Source organism: Desulforamulus aquiferis, from assembly GCF_030577015.1.
In the GTDB taxonomy this organism is placed as follows: Bacteria; Bacillota; Desulfotomaculia; order Desulfotomaculales; family Desulfotomaculaceae; genus Desulfotomaculum; species Desulfotomaculum aquiferis.
On the sequence record NZ_JARPTC010000005.1, the window covers coordinates 23,735 to 39,425 of the forward strand.

General features: G+C 44.8%; 23 protein-coding genes. 20 read left to right on the forward strand and 3 right to left on the reverse strand.

What is annotated here, in order from left to right; genetic code table 11:
* Nucleotides 1-39 precede the first annotated feature (39 nt).
* The 16 genes from spo0A (at nt 40) to P6N53_RS04200 (ending at nt 12,368) form a co-directional block, all read left to right on the forward strand.
* A complete protein-coding gene (gene spo0A, locus P6N53_RS04125) occupies nt 40-813 on the forward strand; it encodes a sporulation transcription factor Spo0A (protein WP_304541419.1) in 774 nt (257 codons plus the stop codon).
* Nucleotides 814-1,075: 262 nt separating this feature from the next.
* Nucleotides 1,076-1,669: a DUF502 domain-containing protein gene (locus tag P6N53_RS04130; protein WP_304541420.1), complete on the forward strand. Its 594-nt coding sequence runs from the start codon at nt 1,076-1,078 to the stop codon at nt 1,667-1,669.
* A gap of 64 nt (nt 1,670-1,733) precedes the next feature.
* Nucleotides 1,734-2,300: a PilZ domain-containing protein gene (locus P6N53_RS04135; RefSeq protein WP_304541422.1), complete on the forward strand. Its 567-nt coding sequence runs from the start codon at nt 1,734-1,736 to the stop codon at nt 2,298-2,300.
* 121 nt (nt 2,301-2,421) lie between these two features.
* Entirely contained in the window at nt 2,422-3,543 is a 1,122-nt protein-coding gene (steA, locus tag P6N53_RS04140; protein ID WP_304541424.1) for a putative cytokinetic ring protein SteA, read from the forward strand.
* Nucleotides 3,544-3,590: 47 nt separating this feature from the next.
* A complete protein-coding gene (locus P6N53_RS04145) occupies nt 3,591-4,520 on the forward strand; it encodes a copper transporter (RefSeq protein WP_304541426.1) in 930 nt (309 codons plus the stop codon).
* On the forward strand, nt 4,477-5,184 hold the full coding sequence (locus P6N53_RS04150) for a glycosyltransferase family 2 protein (RefSeq protein WP_304541428.1): 708 nt from the start codon (nt 4,477-4,479) through the stop codon (nt 5,182-5,184). Before P6N53_RS04145 ends, P6N53_RS04150 begins: the two co-directional genes overlap by 44 nt.
* A gap of 101 nt (nt 5,185-5,285) precedes the next feature.
* Nucleotides 5,286-6,122, forward strand: a complete 837-nt coding sequence (locus P6N53_RS04155; RefSeq protein ID WP_304541430.1) for an MraY family glycosyltransferase — start codon at nt 5,286-5,288, stop codon at nt 6,120-6,122.
* Between the two features lie 90 nt (nt 6,123-6,212).
* Nucleotides 6,213-6,911 (forward strand): nucleotide-binding protein, encoded by a 699-nt coding sequence (locus P6N53_RS04160; protein WP_304541431.1) that lies wholly within the window; start codon nt 6,213-6,215, stop codon nt 6,909-6,911.
* Nucleotides 6,912-6,935: 24 nt separating this feature from the next.
* Entirely contained in the window at nt 6,936-7,154 is a 219-nt protein-coding gene (locus P6N53_RS04165) for a 4Fe-4S binding protein (RefSeq protein WP_304541432.1), read from the forward strand.
* The gene (locus tag P6N53_RS04170; protein ID WP_304541434.1) at nt 7,151-8,218 is read left to right on the forward strand and encodes a 3-methyl-2-oxobutanoate dehydrogenase subunit VorB; all 1,068 of its coding nucleotides are present in this window, start codon (nt 7,151-7,153) and stop codon (nt 8,216-8,218) included. The genes P6N53_RS04165 and P6N53_RS04170 overlap by 4 nt, the downstream gene beginning before the upstream one ends.
* Nucleotides 8,218-8,964, forward strand: a complete 747-nt coding sequence (locus P6N53_RS04175; protein ID WP_304541435.1) for a thiamine pyrophosphate-dependent enzyme — start codon at nt 8,218-8,220, stop codon at nt 8,962-8,964. Before P6N53_RS04170 ends, P6N53_RS04175 begins: the two co-directional genes overlap by 1 nt.
* A 1-nt stretch (nt 8,965) precedes the next feature.
* Nucleotides 8,966-9,511, forward strand: coding sequence for a 2-oxoacid:ferredoxin oxidoreductase subunit gamma family protein (locus tag P6N53_RS04180; protein ID WP_304541437.1), 546 nt, complete (start codon nt 8,966-8,968; stop codon nt 9,509-9,511).
* Nucleotides 9,512-9,610: 99 nt separating this feature from the next.
* A complete protein-coding gene (locus P6N53_RS04185) occupies nt 9,611-10,744 on the forward strand; it encodes a M20/M25/M40 family metallo-hydrolase (RefSeq protein WP_304541438.1) in 1,134 nt (377 codons plus the stop codon).
* Nucleotides 10,745-10,755: 11 nt separating this feature from the next.
* Nucleotides 10,756-10,944 (forward strand): hypothetical protein, encoded by a 189-nt coding sequence (locus P6N53_RS04190; RefSeq protein ID WP_304541440.1) that lies wholly within the window; start codon nt 10,756-10,758, stop codon nt 10,942-10,944.
* Nucleotides 10,945-11,030: 86 nt separating this feature from the next.
* Nucleotides 11,031-11,228, forward strand: a complete 198-nt coding sequence (locus P6N53_RS04195) for a hypothetical protein (protein ID WP_304541441.1) — start codon at nt 11,031-11,033, stop codon at nt 11,226-11,228.
* Nucleotides 11,229-11,285: 57 nt separating this feature from the next.
* Nucleotides 11,286-12,368 (forward strand): DUF3866 family protein, encoded by a 1,083-nt coding sequence (locus P6N53_RS04200; RefSeq protein ID WP_304541442.1) that lies wholly within the window; start codon nt 11,286-11,288, stop codon nt 12,366-12,368.
* Here P6N53_RS04200 and P6N53_RS04205 read toward each other — a convergent pair.
* Complete coding sequence (locus P6N53_RS04205; protein ID WP_304541443.1) at nt 12,343-12,507, reverse strand: hypothetical protein; 165 nt, start codon at nt 12,505-12,507, stop codon at nt 12,343-12,345. The two genes, P6N53_RS04200 and P6N53_RS04205, sit on opposite strands and share 26 nt — an antisense overlap.
* Before the next feature lie 85 nt (nt 12,508-12,592).
* Between P6N53_RS04205 and P6N53_RS04210 the strand changes: the two genes are divergently transcribed.
* The 3 genes from P6N53_RS04210 (at nt 12,593) to P6N53_RS04220 (ending at nt 14,382) form a co-directional block, all read left to right on the forward strand.
* Nucleotides 12,593-13,267 carry a hypothetical protein gene (locus P6N53_RS04210; protein WP_304541445.1) on the forward strand — a complete coding sequence of 225 codons (675 nt, stop codon included), beginning with the start codon at nt 12,593-12,595 and terminating at the stop codon, nt 13,265-13,267.
* A 61-nt stretch (nt 13,268-13,328) separates the two neighbouring features.
* On the forward strand, nt 13,329-13,979 hold the full coding sequence (gene spoIIM / locus P6N53_RS04215) for a stage II sporulation protein M (RefSeq protein ID WP_304541447.1): 651 nt from the start codon (nt 13,329-13,331) through the stop codon (nt 13,977-13,979).
* A gap of 106 nt (nt 13,980-14,085) precedes the next feature.
* Nucleotides 14,086-14,382, forward strand: coding sequence for an alpha/beta-type small acid-soluble spore protein (locus P6N53_RS04220; protein ID WP_304541449.1), 297 nt, complete (start codon nt 14,086-14,088; stop codon nt 14,380-14,382).
* 49 nt (nt 14,383-14,431) lie between these two features.
* On the opposite strand, the gene P6N53_RS04225 is transcribed toward P6N53_RS04220, so the two are convergent.
* Nucleotides 14,432-14,890, reverse strand: a complete 459-nt coding sequence (locus tag P6N53_RS04225) for a DUF441 domain-containing protein (RefSeq protein WP_304541596.1) — start codon at nt 14,888-14,890, stop codon at nt 14,432-14,434.
* An 86-nt stretch (nt 14,891-14,976) separates the two neighbouring features.
* On the reverse strand, nt 14,977-15,210 hold the full coding sequence (locus tag P6N53_RS04230) for a hypothetical protein (RefSeq protein ID WP_304541451.1): 234 nt from the start codon (nt 15,208-15,210) through the stop codon (nt 14,977-14,979).
* Between the two features lie 192 nt (nt 15,211-15,402).
* Here P6N53_RS04230 and P6N53_RS04235 point away from each other — a divergent pair, with 192 nt between their 5' ends.
* Nucleotides 15,403-15,669: a hypothetical protein gene (locus P6N53_RS04235; protein ID WP_304541453.1), complete on the forward strand. Its 267-nt coding sequence runs from the start codon at nt 15,403-15,405 to the stop codon at nt 15,667-15,669.
* Nucleotides 15,670-15,691: the final 22 nt, after the last annotated feature.

Sequence of the window (15,691 nt, forward strand, 5' to 3'; positions counted from 1 at the left end):
AATAGAAAATAGACTAATTTAGGAGGCGGGGAAAGAAATATGATTAGAAAGGCTATAAAGGTATTAATTGCTGATGATAACCGGGAATTTTGCGAATTATTAAAAGAATTCATCAACCATCAGGAGGACTTTGTGCTGGTGGGAATTGCAAATAATGGTTTAGAGGCACTGGAGATTGTTCAGCAGCAAGCACCTGATGTTATGGTACTGGATATTATTATGCCGCATTTAGACGGAATCGGTGTCCTAGAAAAAATTTCTTCTGGTGCTACAAATAATAAGCCAAAGGTTATTATGCTGACAGCCTTTGGTCAAGAAAGCGTAACCCAAAGGGCAGTTGAACTGGGAGCAGATTATTATATTCTTAAACCCTTTGATTTTTCAGTGCTTGCTACCAGAATCCGCCAGCTGGCTGATGGCGTTACCGTATCCTCCACCTACATTTCACCCAGCAAACCCCGTAATTTAGATGTTGCGGTTACTAATATCATTCATGAGATGGGTGTGCCTGCCCACATTAAAGGATACCATTATCTTCGGGAAGCAATTTTGTGCGTAATAAATGAGGTTAACTTACTGGGAGCGGTTACCAAAGAACTTTACCCCATGATCGCCCAAAAATATCAAACCACCCCTAGTCGCGTAGAAAGGGCCATCAGACACGCCATAGAACTCGCCTGGGACCGCGGTAACATCGAAATGATGACCAAGTTCTTCGGCTACACCATCAACCTGGAGCGTGGCAAACCAACCAACAGCGAATTCATCGCCATGGTGGCTGATAAGCTGCGGATTGAGGCTAAGGTAAGCTAGGCTAGATTACCCCTACACAGGATTAATATTATTATAAACACTCTTTATCTATTGGTTCTAAACCATTGGGTAAGAGTGTTTTTATTTGTATCAATGGGTCCGCAAACATAATAATCGACAACCATTCACTAAAGGAATATAAAAAGATAGCTAGAAAGTTAATACAAATATCTTGGGTAAAGACGGCTGGAATAATGGAGTGTACAATAGACCAGTTAGTCAGTCAAAAATTTGGCAATACTATATATTAGGGAGTGATCATATGAAAAGAATATCCCTATATTTTGTCCAGGGATTGCTTATACTTCTTCCAATATTGGGAACCTTTTTTATCGTAGCCTTTGTCTATTCTAAGATTGCCGGGCTTGGTGGGGCCATTTTGTCTCCGGTGTTGGGTATAGAATATTTACCAGGGATAGATTTTTTCTTTGCTGTAGCCTTGGTATGTTTAGTTGGTTTGGTTGGTAATTGGTGGATTACCAAAAAAATGTTAGGGCTGATAGAAGGTTTTATCGAGCGGATGCCCGGTGTAAAAAACATCTACAATACTATAAAAGACTCTTTAAAATCCTTAGCAGGAGAAAAGAAAAAATTTGATACCGTTGCACTGGTGAAGCTAAACGAGAAAGCTTATAGATTAGGATTCCTTACAGTGAAGGAGGCTCCCTTTACAAATGAAGAGGGTAATCCTTTAGTAGGTGTTTACTTTCCTCAAACCCTGCAGGTTGCCGGTGACCTGTACTGGGTGACAAGGGAGTCAGTGTCTATAATCGACATGCCAGCGGATCAGGCCTTGCGCTTAATTATCTCTGGAGGAGCAACTGGCGCTGATACGAAGGATAAATGTAATAATTAAAGAAATTCCTTTAACATACGATAATCATAATATTGGAGCATAATGATATTTTGGAGTTGAGGACATGCCTGGTAGCCCTGAGGAATTTTGCCATCCGGGATCTGTTGTTCATATTGCAGTAGGAGCCAAAAACTTTGCCGGTATAATTAGCTCTTATTACGGTACTTACATAATTGTGGAAACAGATGCCCCGGTGAGGTCTTATGTCAAAATGGGGAATAGGGTAAAGGTAACAATTGGCTCCGGGGAGGATCAACTGGTCTTTGACAGCAGGGTGTGCTTCATTGCAAAGGGTGAACAGGTTTGTCTGGAATTACCGGCTAGCCTAGGCAGGGTTGAGAGAAGGAAGCATTTACGAATTACTGCCGAGCTGCCAATCTGTTATCGCAGCGGTGATGTGGAGGTAATCTCAAAAACTATTAATATCTCAGCGGGAGGGGTTTATTTCTTCACCCCGGAGAGATTAAATGTGGGGCAAAGGATAATCATAAACCTATATTTTACAGATCGGATTCTTACATTAAAAGCAATGGTCATAAGGACCATGCAAAATGCGGCTACAGTGGAATACTGCGATACAAATGCTTGCCACGACCAGTTAGTTGAATACATATTTAGCCAATTAACCTAACATTACATGTTAGGTTTTTCCATTTATGAAAAATAATAGCATAATACTCATGTGGGTATACTTGACTTAACCATACTATAACATTAGAATGAAAGTTAATTGTAAGGTGGTGATTAATGGCATGAACATAAGAGCTATCGCCAGAGTAGATAAGAGAACCAAGGATTTGGCCAAAAGGATTCACGCCCATGAGATAGCAGTAATCTGCCACCATGAATTGGACAAGGTGGCTGCGGACTCTTTAGTGGCAGCTAAGGTCAAGGCAGTGATTAATGCGGTTCCTTCACTGAGTGACGATTATCCAAACCTAGGGCCGGTAACTTTATTAGAGGCGGGAATACCCATTTTAGATGCTGTGGGCAAAGATATCATGGATAAGGTAACTGAAGGCGACGAATTGGAGATTCGTGAGAATGTTGTTTGGCATAAGGGTAAATCAATAAGCCAGGGTAACCTTCTTAATCTGAGCCAGGTTAAAGAACATATGGAATGCTCTCGCAGTAAAATGGATCGGGTCTTATCAAGGTTTATCCATAATACTCTGGATTATGCACGCAATGAAATTGATTTTGTGTGCGGTGGACTTAGCATGCCTGAAGTCGCTACTGAATTTAAGGATAGACACACCTTGATAGTTGTACGTGGTCATAACTATAAAGAGGATTTAATAGCAATAAAATCCTACATAGATGAGGTAAAGCCAGTACTAATTGGGGTGGATGGTGGTGCCGATGCCTTAATAGAGTTTGGCTATACGCCGGATGTTATAATTGGTGATATGGATAGCACCACCGACAAAGCATTATGCAGCGGTGCTGAATTAGTTGTACATGCCTATCCCGACGGGAGGGCACCGGGTATGGAGAGGATACAGGAGCTTGGTTTGACGGCTAAGGTTTTTCCTGCACCGGGAACCAGCGAGGATATTGCCATGATGTTGGCCTATGAAAAGGGCACCCAACTAATTGTTGCGGTGGGCACCCATTCTAATATGTTGGATTTCTTGGAAAAGGGTCGCAAGGGTATGGCCAGTACCTTCCTGGTGCGTATGAAGGTTGGAGATATTTTGGTTGACGCCAAGGGTGTAAGCCAGCTATACAAGAATCGTTTAAGAATGAAATATGTTGGACAAATTTTGCTGGCTGGACTGGTTCCACTGGTAGTGGTAATTGCCATTGCCCCGCCAACTAGGGAACTGTTCCGGTTACTTGTGCTAAATGTGAGGCTCATTTTTGGTATATAATTTATTCTTTTAGGTCTTTAATTGTATGACATTTGGGAGGAAAAAGTGTGATTATTGATTATCGCTATCATATTGCTACCCTGGTAGCCGTATTTATGGCTCTGGGCATTGGCATTTTGGTAGGAAGTGCTGTCATAGGTAATGAGGCAATTGTTGAGCGTCAGAAACAATTGGCAGATAGGCTGGAGCTTCAACTTGAAGAACTTCGTCAAAAGAATGAAGCAGTACAAGCCAGGGCAAATACCCTGGAGCTGGACTACAATATTCAAAAGCAGTTTGAAAAGCAGGTATTACCGCCCCTGGTGGCAGGCAGGTTAGCCAATAAGCGCATTGCCATCGTAGAAACAAACAGCTATGGTTTCAGGGATGACTTGGTTAATACCTTAACCATGGCCGGTGCCACGGTACAGTCGGTAACTACCATTATGGATGGTTTTGAACTAACAGATCATAAAGAGCAGTTGATCCAAGAACTGGCCATAAAAGAAACTGATGATAATAATATTATTAAGCATCTGGCCAATGAAACTGCCAGGGGGATATTAACGGGGGAAAAGCAGGCAATCCTGAATACTCTGGCACAAACAGAGCTCCTTAGATTGTCCGGCGATTACGGGGTTCCTGTAGATACCATTATCTTCATTGGTGGGAGTCAAGATCCCACTTTGGTTAAGACTGAGCTGGTGGATTATCCAATGATCGATTATTTCTTACAACAAAAGCTTCCTGTCTTTGGAGTAGAAGAGACTGAGGTTACCTGCTCATATATGAAGGATTATCAGAAGAAAAGGGTAAGTACAGTCGATAATGTCGAAACTGCACCGGGACAGCTGGCTCTGGTGATGGCCATAGCAGGCAAGCCGGGGCATTATGGTGTTAAGCCAACGGCTAAGCTACTTCTTCCACCGTTGGAGGCGACTGGGGGTGTAGCTAATGGACAGACTGCCAAGGGTGTCGGTGGTAATACCAGCCCATAATGAGGCTGAACGTATTTTTGATACTATTAACGGGGTAAAAGCAATTCCCGAAGTTAAAGAAATTATAGTGGTGGATGACGCATCCACTGACAAAACTGCAGAAATAGCTGAACAAGCAGGTGCACTGGTTATCAAGCTGCCCCATAATATGGGCAAGGGGGGAGCACTAAACACCGGAGTAGCCGAAGCCAAAGGTGAGGTGGTAGCCCTTTTGGATGCCGATTTGGGCACAAGCTCCTCTGAGGCCAGGGCATTAATTTTACCCATTCTGGAAAATAAAGCTGATATGACCATAGCTCGATTCCCTAAGGCTAAAAAAAAGGGTGGTTTTGGTTTAGTCAAAAATCTAGCCAGGGGTGGAATACGCTTTTTTTCCGGCATTGAAAGCCAGGCGCCTCTCTCGGGCCAGCGGGTTATGACCAGGTCTGTGTTGACAAGAATTCTACCCTTTGCTTCTGGCTACGGGGTGGAGGTAGCCTTGACAATTAGGGTGGCCAGGGAGGGTTTTATAGTGTTGGAGGTACCCACTGGCATGTCCCATGCTGAAACTGGGAGGGATTTAAAGGGTTTTATGCACAGGGGCAAGCAGTTTGTGCATGTGGCCAAGGTGTTGGGCGGGTGTCTATTTAGGTATGGGCCATTTCCAAAAAAGAAGTTTACATAACATCAATAATTAGTTTTTTAATGGAAAAAGTTTATAGGTTGTCATAATTAGGAATAATTAATAATAAATTATTCCTTGCAGATACTTAAGAGGTGTTTCTTATGTTAGTAAATTATGATTTGCTGCTGGTCCTCATTGCTTTGGTTTTAGCCTTTACCCTGGCCCGCTTCGCATTACCGGGGCTGCTTAAAATCATTGGGGAAGCCGGTTTTGTTAGACCCAACTTCCGGGGAGATAAAATTCCTGTGGGTGCTGGGCTTTTATTTTTCTTGTCTGCCCTACTACCTACTGCCTTATTGATAATTTGGCAGCCGGAAACATATAAAATCGGTGGGCTAGCTTTTTTGTTTGCCCTGGGGACCATGACACTGCTGGGCATTGTGGATGATGTTTTTGGTTCCAGGGCTGATAGTGGACTTAAAGGACATATAAAAAAGCTATTGCGGGGCGAATTAACAACCGGGGGCTTAAAACTGGTGGCAGGTGGTCTAATGGCCCTGGTGGTAGCAGGTGTAATCAGTCCCCGGTGGCCAGATATACTGGTTAATACCATTGTGATTGCCCTATCAGTGAACGCCATAAACCTACTTGATTTAAGACCTGGCAGAGCGGGAAAGGGTTATCTCCTGGGGGTAGTATTACTAACTTCGGCTGCTTGGCCCTCCTATGAGCTGATCTGGTGTTTGGTTACCGCTGCAATACTGCTGGCTTATTTGCCAATCGACCTGAAGGCAGGAGCCATGATGGGTGATACCGGCTCAAATGCACTGGGAGCTACAATCGGTATTACTGCGGCCATGGTTTTGTTATGGCCGGTAAAGCTGGGGTACCTGGCCTTTCTGGTAGTCTTTCATTTGTTTACTGAAAAATACAGTCTCACAAAAATTATAGAAAAAAATAAAATGCTTAATTATTTGGACCAGTTGGGAAGAGGATAATAGTCCCCGGCTGGCTTTTTTTTACCTTCTGGGGGAAGGTTTTTTACAAAATTAAACGAAATATACTAAAGTTAGTATTGGAGGTCTATCATGTTAGTTAACATAAAACCAGTAACTATTTTTACTGCAAACCTGGGAAGTGGGAAAACAGAAATTTCCATCAACTTTTCTCAAATGCTTCAACAAAGGGGAGAAAAGGTATCTTTAGTTGATTTAGATATCATAAATCCCTATTTCCGTACCAGATTGGCCAAGGATAACCTGGCTAGCAGGGGATTAAAGGTAATTTGTCCACCTGGTCATCTGATTAATGCGGATGTCCCGGCACTTACTCCAGCCGTAAGGGGGGCACTGCAGACCAGCGAAGGCTATTGTGTCTGTGATGTTGGCGGTGATGATGTGGGAGCCATCGCCCTGGGTATGTATAAACCCTATCTCACGGAGGATAGATGTGATCTATATTTTGTGGTTAACACCTGTCGGCCCTTTACGAGGGATTTTGCAGGTGTGTACAAAATGATGAAGGGGATAGAAACAAACTCCCGGCTGAAGGTTACCGGCCTGGTTAGTAATACTAATCTGGGGCGCCAAACAGATGTTGAGACTATGGTGCAAGGCTATGCCAAAGTTTCCGAAATAGCATCTAAGCTAGGATTACCCGTGGCCTTTATGGCAGCTCCCAAGCCTTTGGTTCCCGAGGTGATGGCTCGATTGCCTGAGGTTTCTGTATTACCCCTTGAATTTTTTATGAAAACACCCTGGGAAGAGGCCTTTGGCGAGGCTTACTAATTAACTAATTGAGGAGGTAAAACTTTGTCAACTGTAACATTCAGGGAAGAACGCTGTAAGGGCTGCGAGCTATGCATAATAGTTTGTCCTGAGAAGATTATTACCCTGGCAGACCACTTTAATGCCATGGGTTTCCACCCGGCAACAGTGACAGAAATGGATAAATGTAAGGGCTGTGCCATGTGCGCCCGTATGTGTCCAGATGTGGTAATTGAGGTAATGAAGGAGGAGAAGCAGGCTTGAGCAAGGTATTAATGAAAGGCAACGAGGCCATTGGCGAGGGGGCAATCCGGGCCGGCTGCCGTCATTTCTTTGGTTATCCCATCACCCCCCAGAGTGAATTGCCCCATTACCTGGCAAAAAGAATGCCCGAGGTAGGAGGGGTGTTCCTGCAGGCAGAGAGTGAAACATCATCTATTAATATGGTTTACGGTGCTGCAGGCGCCGGTTTCCGCACCATGACATCATCCTCCAGCCCCGGTGTAAGCCTAATGCAAGAGGGTATATCCTATTTGGTAGGGGCGGAGCTTCCCTGTGTAGTAGTAAATGTAATGCGTGGCGGTCCTGGACTTGGCAATATTGCACCTGCCCAGTCGGATTACTTCCAATCCGTAAAGGGCGGTGGCCATGGAGATTACCATATGGTGGTATTAGCCCCTGCCTCGGTTCAGGAGATTATTGATATGATGCAGGTGGCCTTTGATCTTGCTGATAAATATCGTGGACCTGTAATGGTTTTGGGTGATGGCATCCTGGGCCAAATGATGGAACCCGTGGAGCTGGCAGATGAGGTAACAATGCCTGAAATGCTCGCAAAACCTTGGGCGGCCAGCGGCTTAAAGGGCCGGGAAAAGACCAATGTCATTAACTCCCTGTATATTGTGCCGGAGGACTGTGAGGAATTAAACAAAAAGCTTTTTGCAAAATATGAGATTATCGCAGCCGAGGAAACTCGCTGTGAGGAATATATGCTGGATGATGCAGAAATAGTTCTCACCGGTTTTGGCACTGCTGCCAGAATCGCTAAATCCGTGGTAGACAAGGCCAGAGCCGAGGGAATTAAGGCTGGCTTGATTCGTCCCATTACCCTGTGGCCCTTCCCCTCTGAGATATATGCCAGGGCTGCAGAAAATGCCGATAAGTTCCTATGTGTTGAAATGAGCATGGGACAAATGATTGAAGATGTCAAGCTGGCTGTTAACGGCAAAAAGCCTGTGCATTTCTATGGCCGAAGCGGCGGCATGGTTCCCCTGGCCAAGGATGTTTTAGTCCAGGTTAAAAAATTAATGGCAGGGGGTGCAGAGTAATGGCCAAGATAATATTCAAAAAGCCCGAGGCTCTCACCGATAAACAAAACCACTACTGTCCAGGCTGCACCCATGGGGTAATTCACCGCCTGGTGGCAGAGGTTATTGATGATATGGGGATCAGAGATAACACCGTTGGGGTTTGTCCTGTGGGCTGCTCTGTATTTGCCTATGATTATTTTAATGTAGATATGTTCCAGGCTTCCCATGGCCGTGCTCCGGCAGTGGCCACAGGCATCAAACGCTGCCTGCCTGACAGAATGGTATTTACCTACCAGGGTGACGGGGATTTAGCTTCTATCGGCTCTGCGGAAATTGTGCATGCCGCTGCCCGGGGTGAAAAAATCAGCACCATTTTCGTTAACAACGCCATTTACGGCATGACCGGCGGGCAAATGGCCCCCACAACCCTACCAGGTCAGAAGACAACCACCAGCCCCCGGGGTAGAGATAGGGAATTAAACGGCCTCCCCGTTAGGGTATGTGAGATGCTGGCTACCCTAGATGGCTCAGCCTATGTAGCAAGGGTATCGGTCCATGACCCCAAACATATCATGCAGGCTAAAAAGGCCATCCGTAAGGCCTTTGAAATACAACAGGCCGGATTGGGCTTTGCCCTGGTAGAAGTGTTGTCCACCTGCCCCACCAACTGGGGTCTCTCACCTAAAGAGTCTTTGAAGTGGCTGGCGGAAAACATGATTCCGTACTACCCACTGGGTGTGTATAAGGAATCGGAGGTGAAATAGCATGTTACAGGAGATATTAATTGCTGGGTTTGGCGGTCAAGGTGTTTTATCAACTGGTCAATTAATGGCCTATGCGGGTATGATTGAGGGCAAGCAGGTGGCCTGGATTCCCTCCTATGGGCCGGAGATGCGGGGTGGTACGGCAAACTGCGGTATTACCATATCGGATGAACCTATTAGCTCACCCCTGGTTACCGAGCCCACTACCTTAATAGTGATGAACAGGCCATCCTTAGACAAATTTGAGAAGGCCGTTGTTCCGGGTGGTTTGATACTAATTAATTCCTCCCTGGTGGAACAAAAGGTCAAACGTGAGGATGTCAAGGCAATTGAAATACCGGCCAATAAGATTGCCGAGGAATTAGGGAATGTCAGGGTAGCTAACAATGTTATCCTGGGTGCGCTAATTGAACTTACCGGCATAGTTACGGTAGAGGCAGTGGTTGAATCCTTGAAAAAGGTACTGCCTGCCCGACGCCACAACATGATTCCCGTTAACCAGCTGGCTCTGGAAAGTGGCATCAAGCTAGCCAAGGAATTAAAATAATTGTATAAAATACTGTCAGCCGGTGGCATATCTATTAATATATGCTTCCGGCTGCATATCTTTATATAAGAATTTCATTTGATGAGGGGTGAACCTGTTTTGATTAACGGTGAAAGGTTAATTCAAGAATTTATGGAATTGGTTCAAGTGGATAGTGAATCCCTGGCCGAGAGACAAGTTGCCAACTTACTGAAAGAGAGGCTTGGGGCGCTGGGATTTGAGGTCATAGAAGATGGAGCTGGTTCTTACGTTGAGGTAGGGGAAAAGACAGGAAATTTGATCGCCACACTACCGGCCACCGGTGGTGCAGGGCCTTCGATTCTTTTAAGCGCTCACATGGATACGGTTAAGCCCGGTAGGGGTATAAAACCCAAGCGGGAGAATGGTGTCATATCCTCCTCGGGCAATACCATTTTAGGTGCAGATGACAAGGCGGGAGTAGCTGCTATCTTGGAATGTATTAGGGTACTAAAGGAGCAGCAGATTCCCCATGGGGAGATACAGGTGGTATTTACCATTGGTGAAGAAATAGGCCTGGTGGGAGCTAAAAGACTGGACTATAGCAAAATAAAAGCTAAGCTCGGCTTTGTTCTTGACAGTGGAGGACCTCCGGGAGAAATTATCATTAAGGCTCCGACCCAATATAGTTTTAAGGCTACCATTAAGGGCCGGGCTGCCCATGCGGGTATTGCCCCGGAGCAGGGAATTAACGCCATTATGGTGGCCTCGGTGGCCATTGGCAATATGCATATTGGCCGTATAGATGATGAAACCACTGCTAATATAGGAATCATCTCGGGTGGTATGGCCACTAATATAGTTCCTGAGCAATGTATTATTGATGGCGAAAGTCGCAGCATCAAGCCAGACAAGGCAAAGGCACAGATTGACCATATGGTAGGTGAAATTAAAAAGGCTGCGGACAGGTTCCAGGCTAAAGCCGAGATTAAGGTGGTTAAAGAATACGATCAAATCGATTTACAACCAGACTCGTTACCGGTTCGCATTGCTGTAAAGGCTGCTGAGAGCATTGGGGTGGAGCCAAAACTAGGTCATACAGGCGGCGGCAGCGACGCTAACGTATTTAACGGTAAGGGCATTGCCTGCACCAACCTGGGTATAGGTATGTCAAAGGTACATACCACCGACGAATTTATCACCGAGGAGCATCTGATTGCCAATGCCCGCCTGATGGTTGAAGTTGTAAGGTTAGCGCAAGAAATTAGAGAGTAAGGTGATGCCTCGTGGAGGAATCGAACTTTAATGGAACTATGATAGCCCAGTTATTTAATTTCTTAGTTATGATTTTGTTGGTAGTGTTTGTTATAAAGATCATAACAAAGGCTAAAAGGGCAAGGGTATTGGAAGAGGATATTGATGATATAAGAAAACGATTACAAGAAATTGAAAACAAGTTAGACAAAAAACAATAGAAGTCGTAAGCTGGACGCTATTGCTAAAATGCTAAATAATAGTGCCTGTGTTACATATTATAACTTAACTAAGGAGGATTCTAGAATTGGATATTATGCACGCTCCTTTTATGATGGGCAGTTTTTTTGGTTTGCTAGGTATTCTATGGTTTCTAGCAGGACTTGCAGCCTTAATAGGAGTTATTAGAATGACTTATATCACCATGCCTTCGATTCAAGAAGAAGTCAAGGTGATCAGAAAGAAGCTCAGCGATCTAGAGGAACGGGATCGTAATAGAGTTTAGGAGTAATGTTTGCTGGTAATAAATAACAATAGATTATTTTAATAGGGGGATCAACTCTTGATTCGCATTCGCAAGGGCATAGTAAAATCCTTGCTCTCCCAGAGACCGGGTATAACTGAGCTGCTGGTTGAGGTGGAGGGTGAAACCCAACGGGGAGTCAATTATGACCGGCTTACAGGTCCCATCAATACCGGAGATGAGGTAATTCTTAATACCACTGCGGTATTTAAAAATCTGGGCACCGGGGGAGCTCATTTCGTGATGGGCAACTTGTCTAATCCTCAGATGGATATATCCGAGGAAGGCCATATTATGAAGGTCCGCTACAGCCCCTGTCAGGTCAAGGTTCTCTCGCTTGAAGAAGCCGATAGCCCCTACACCAGTATTATGCAGCAGGCTGAAGGGTTAGAGGGAACACCAGTCATTGTAGGTGGCTTGCACAGTATGATTGCACCTGTGGCTGCTGCTTTAAAGAAGCTGGGACAGGGACAACTTAGGGTGGCCTATTTAATGAGCGATGCAGCGGCCCTCCCCATAGCCCTATCGAAGCTGGTCTATGAGTTAAAGGAAAAGGGCCTGATACATGCTACAATCACCTGTGGACATGCCTTTGGCGGAGATTATGAGGCGATTAATCTTTATACAGGCCTTCTGGCAGCCAAGGCGGTGGCCCGGGCTGATGTGATTATAGCTGCCATGGGTCCCGGTATTGTAGGCAGTAATTCAACCTTTGGCTTTACCGGAATAGAACAGGCAGAAATGATCAATGCCATAAACCTGCTAGGGGGTAAGGCCGTTGCCATCCCCAGAATAAGCTTTACCGATTCCCGGGAGAGGCACATGGGAATTAGTCATCACTCAAGAACTGTCCTGGGTAAGGTCGCCCTCACAAAGGCCACGGTTACTCTGCCAAAGGTTGAAGCAGATAAAATGCAGCAACTGCTTAAGCAATGTGAAGACAGTGGCATTAGTAGTAAACATGATATTGCGGTGATTGATGCCGAAGCAGCTTTAGCTGCCCTGGCTGAATATGATATAAAGGTTACCACTATGGGTAGGAGTGTGCATCAGGATCGTGAATTTTTCTTGGCTGCCGGGGCCGCGGGAGTGTATGTTAGCAGCTTAGTGCAGGCTTATTAGGATAGCTTGATTTGATAGCTTTTGCGTTAATCAGCTCTTTAACAGTACTGTACTGTTCGGCAAACTGATGGATTAGTTTACATAAGTCCTTAGCCTTACACTGGAAGTATACTCGGTCGGAGTAAACGTATATATGCATAATATTTTCCCCCTCCTATGATTATGGGACAGTATATGAAGAAGGGGGACAGGTTTATACCTAAATCAAAGGGAGGATAAATAAAATGCACCGGTTAGTTTCCATGACTGCCAATGCTAGCGGTGCTGCTGAAGCCGGCAGGGCTGGCATGGTGGTAATGATTGTTGACGTCATAGATATGTCCACCACCCTGGAGTCAGCCATTGATGCTGGAGCCTTGGCAGTGCTTGGGGCCAGTCCCGACGGGGCATCACCCCCGGTTGACCTAAAACCCGAGGTGATTGGACAACAGGCGGCAGCCATTGCCCTGGCTGCCGGCAGTAGTGTCGTCCTGGTCACAGAACCACGGGTAGGCACCGATGAAGAAAGGGCCAAAAATGCTGCCAGATTCCTCTCAGGTGTAAGATTAGGGGGAGCAGAGGTAACGGCTATTATACCAAATTTAGGTGCAGAAACTCCTAAGATATGCCATCTTAAGGGCAGAGTGGTTGTAGCTGCCACCGGTACCGGGGGAGTTGCCTATGATGCGGCCATGACCGCCGGTGCTCCCGAGGTTATTACCGGAACGGTGGCCAGGACCATGAAGAAAAAGGGGACGGCGCCTGCCAGGGCAGCAGCAAAAAGGGCTGTGGAAGCCGCCCGGAGATTAAATACAGGGATCTGTGTGGTTGCAGCCAGTGCAAATTCTTTAGAAGATCTACTGGCGGCAGAGTACATTATGAAGCTGATTATCGAGGAAGGCTTTTTGAACCAAGGGTAATAATTAACTTTACCCCCGGCATAGATATGTACAGTAGCAATTTCATTAAGTTTACTGGGACATGTCGGGGGTGACCAAGTTGCGAGGCCGTTTTAAAAGCTTGTTTAAGTCCTCCCTGCGAGAGGGCTGGCCAATGTATATTCTTGCCCTAGTTACTATGCTGGCAGGGGTTTTTTTTGGCAATTGGGGAGCGGGCACGCTGGATATAAGCCAGGCCACGCAATTATCTACCTACTTGGATATGTTTGTAAGTGAGGCAGGGTTCATTGCCATTGACCACCCTCAGCTTGTGAGAACTACCATTACCAATAATCTTACCTTTGTGGGGATCATTTATCTATTGGGGCTGACCGTTATAGGAGCTCCGGTAATCCTTGCTTTGCTCTTTATCAGGGGCTTTTCCCTGGGATTTACAGTCGGCTTTTTGGCTAATGAGCGGGCTGGAGACGGAGTAATTATAGCAATAGCTTCGGTACTCCCTCAGAACCTATTATTCCTACCGGCAATTTATTTGGCCGGGGTAGCTTCCCTGTCCTTTTCCTGCCTGTTAATTGGCAGACTTCGCAACTCCCGATTGCCGGTTTTGCCGGGCTTACTCGGATATCACTTTATAATAATCATTGTTTCCTGTATAGCGGCGGCTGCAGGTTTAGTCGAAGCTTTTTTAACACCGGAGTTAATTAAGACCACTGTAAATTTATTAATTAAATAAATTTTCCATCTTTTGCTTACATAAAAAATTATTTTAAGGACATAATAATATCAGAAAAGGGGCAACCTAAATTTTTGTTTCACAAATTCTTACAGGAGGTAATAATATGTCCAAAGAGTTAATCTCAGTGGATTTACAGCCTGAAGATTTGATGAAAATAACTGCAGCCACAGGTTTAGTACCACGGGAGCTTGTGCCCTACGTTAAGCCGGCCATGGAGGAGTTTAGAAATGAGATGGCCGCGGAGCTTGGTTTGACGGATTATGCCAGCATGGATAAAGGCGAACTTCCCAGCAGGCAGAATGGAAAAGTAGGCGGCGGAATGACTAAAAAAATGGTTGCTTTTGCAGAGGCAGTTCTGGCATGGAATTATAAAAACAGAGTTTTATTAAAGGAATCCTAAAAAACAGCTCCGCGCCGCTTAATTGGCGGGAGCTGTTTTTTATTTAAAATTATTTAAACCAATATACCACTTCCAGAAAAAGGGCGGTTAGTCCTGCTGCCATTAAGGGGCCAATGGGAATTCCGCCCAAAAAAACTATGCCAAAAACAGAACCAATAACCATGCCAAATATTAATTGTGGGTCCATTTTCAATAATGTCAGACCTTCGCCATTCATATGTGTGGCCAAGGCTCCGCCAATAATGGCAAGAATTCCTTGGGGGGAGAGGGTTTTTTCCAGTATCTCCATATAAACTACATTGTCGTGGGCAAGGGGAACCAAAACAGAGAGCATTAAAAAAATAAGGCCAATCTCCAGGCCTCTACGTTCTAATAGACTAAAGAAACGATAAAGCTTGGTGAGTCTCAATATTAGTAATATACATGCAGCTGTGGCCATTAGGGTTGAATTACCCACAAAGCCCATTATTAAAAGAATAACTAGAATTATTACTCCATTTTTTCCCATCATCTCACCTCCTTCTGAAAACATATGCAGGAATCCAGAAATGTTATGACAAGAAAAAAGGCCCCGTTAGGGGCGGTCACATAAAATTATTTTTTTTGTAAATCCAGTAACTGTGTGCCGAAGGAAAGCATATTTGTTTGCATACCTTCTATACCTGCACGTATGTTTTCCACAGAACGCTTGGTGCCAAGGATAAAGTCCCTAGCACTTTCAAAATATGATTCTAGTTCTTTTTCTGTTCCCATAATCAATAAAATCAAAATCAAAAATAATACATATGGATTTTGACCGCTTAAAAAACGATATTCCGCAGGACCCATTGCTGCACCTCCTTGTTAAGCCTTCTGTACCAGGATATGGCAGAAGAACTAAAATGGTGATAGTTGCTGGCCTGTAAAGGGTCAGTAATATTAGGAAGCCGATACAATGTCTGGTCTAAAAGGTAGTTATAGTACATAGTTTTTTCTTATCTAGATGTTGCTGACATGGCAACTCCTTTAGGGGGGACAACTGTGCTGGTTGTGTTTATTACTAGGCTTAAGCAAAGAATTTTAAAGGGCTTGCGTTTTGCCTTTGTCCTTGCAGTGATAGCAATTTTGCTGGTTCAATTAATTGGTCTGCTTAAGGGCTCTGGACTAACAAGCAGGGACTCTGTACCGGGTGGAAACCCCATGAAAGTTCAAGGGGGGGTAATAGAAGCCTGTGATAATGATTTTGATCATGGGGCTTTAGAAAAAATAATAGATTACTTATTAAATAATCATCGAGATAAAAAATAAAATAAAGGAATTAATTGGATGT

Excerpts from the sequence above, each read along its gene's own strand:
- spo0A (WP_304541419.1), top strand. The coding sequence starts at position 40 with ATGATTAGAAAGGCTATAAAGGTATTAATTGCTGATGATAACCGGGAA.
- P6N53_RS04130 (WP_304541420.1), top strand. The coding sequence starts at position 1,076 with ATGAAAAGAATATCCCTATATTTTGTCCAGGGATTGCTTATACTTCTT.
- P6N53_RS04135 (WP_304541422.1), top strand. The coding sequence starts at position 1,734 with ATGCCTGGTAGCCCTGAGGAATTTTGCCATCCGGGATCTGTTGTTCAT.
- steA (WP_304541424.1), top strand. The coding sequence starts at position 2,422 with ATGAACATAAGAGCTATCGCCAGAGTAGATAAGAGAACCAAGGATTTG.
- P6N53_RS04150 (WP_304541428.1), top strand. The coding sequence starts at position 4,477 with ATGGACAGACTGCCAAGGGTGTCGGTGGTAATACCAGCCCATAATGAG.
- P6N53_RS04155 (WP_304541430.1), top strand. The coding sequence starts at position 5,286 with ATGTTAGTAAATTATGATTTGCTGCTGGTCCTCATTGCTTTGGTTTTA.
- P6N53_RS04160 (WP_304541431.1), top strand. The coding sequence starts at position 6,213 with ATGTTAGTTAACATAAAACCAGTAACTATTTTTACTGCAAACCTGGGA.
- P6N53_RS04175 (WP_304541435.1), top strand. The coding sequence starts at position 8,218 with ATGGCCAAGATAATATTCAAAAAGCCCGAGGCTCTCACCGATAAACAA.
- P6N53_RS04180 (WP_304541437.1), top strand. The coding sequence starts at position 8,966 with ATGTTACAGGAGATATTAATTGCTGGGTTTGGCGGTCAAGGTGTTTTA.
- P6N53_RS04205 (WP_304541443.1), bottom strand. The coding sequence starts at position 12,507 with ATGCATATATACGTTTACTCCGACCGAGTATACTTCCAGTGTAAGGCT.
- P6N53_RS04210 (WP_304541445.1), top strand. The coding sequence starts at position 12,593 with ATGCACCGGTTAGTTTCCATGACTGCCAATGCTAGCGGTGCTGCTGAA.
- spoIIM (WP_304541447.1), top strand. The coding sequence starts at position 13,329 with ATGTCGGGGGTGACCAAGTTGCGAGGCCGTTTTAAAAGCTTGTTTAAG.
- P6N53_RS04220 (WP_304541449.1), top strand. The coding sequence starts at position 14,086 with ATGTCCAAAGAGTTAATCTCAGTGGATTTACAGCCTGAAGATTTGATG.
- P6N53_RS04225 (WP_304541596.1), bottom strand. The coding sequence starts at position 14,890 with ATGGGAAAAAATGGAGTAATAATTCTAGTTATTCTTTTAATAATGGGC.
- P6N53_RS04230 (WP_304541451.1), bottom strand. The coding sequence starts at position 15,210 with ATGGGTCCTGCGGAATATCGTTTTTTAAGCGGTCAAAATCCATATGTA.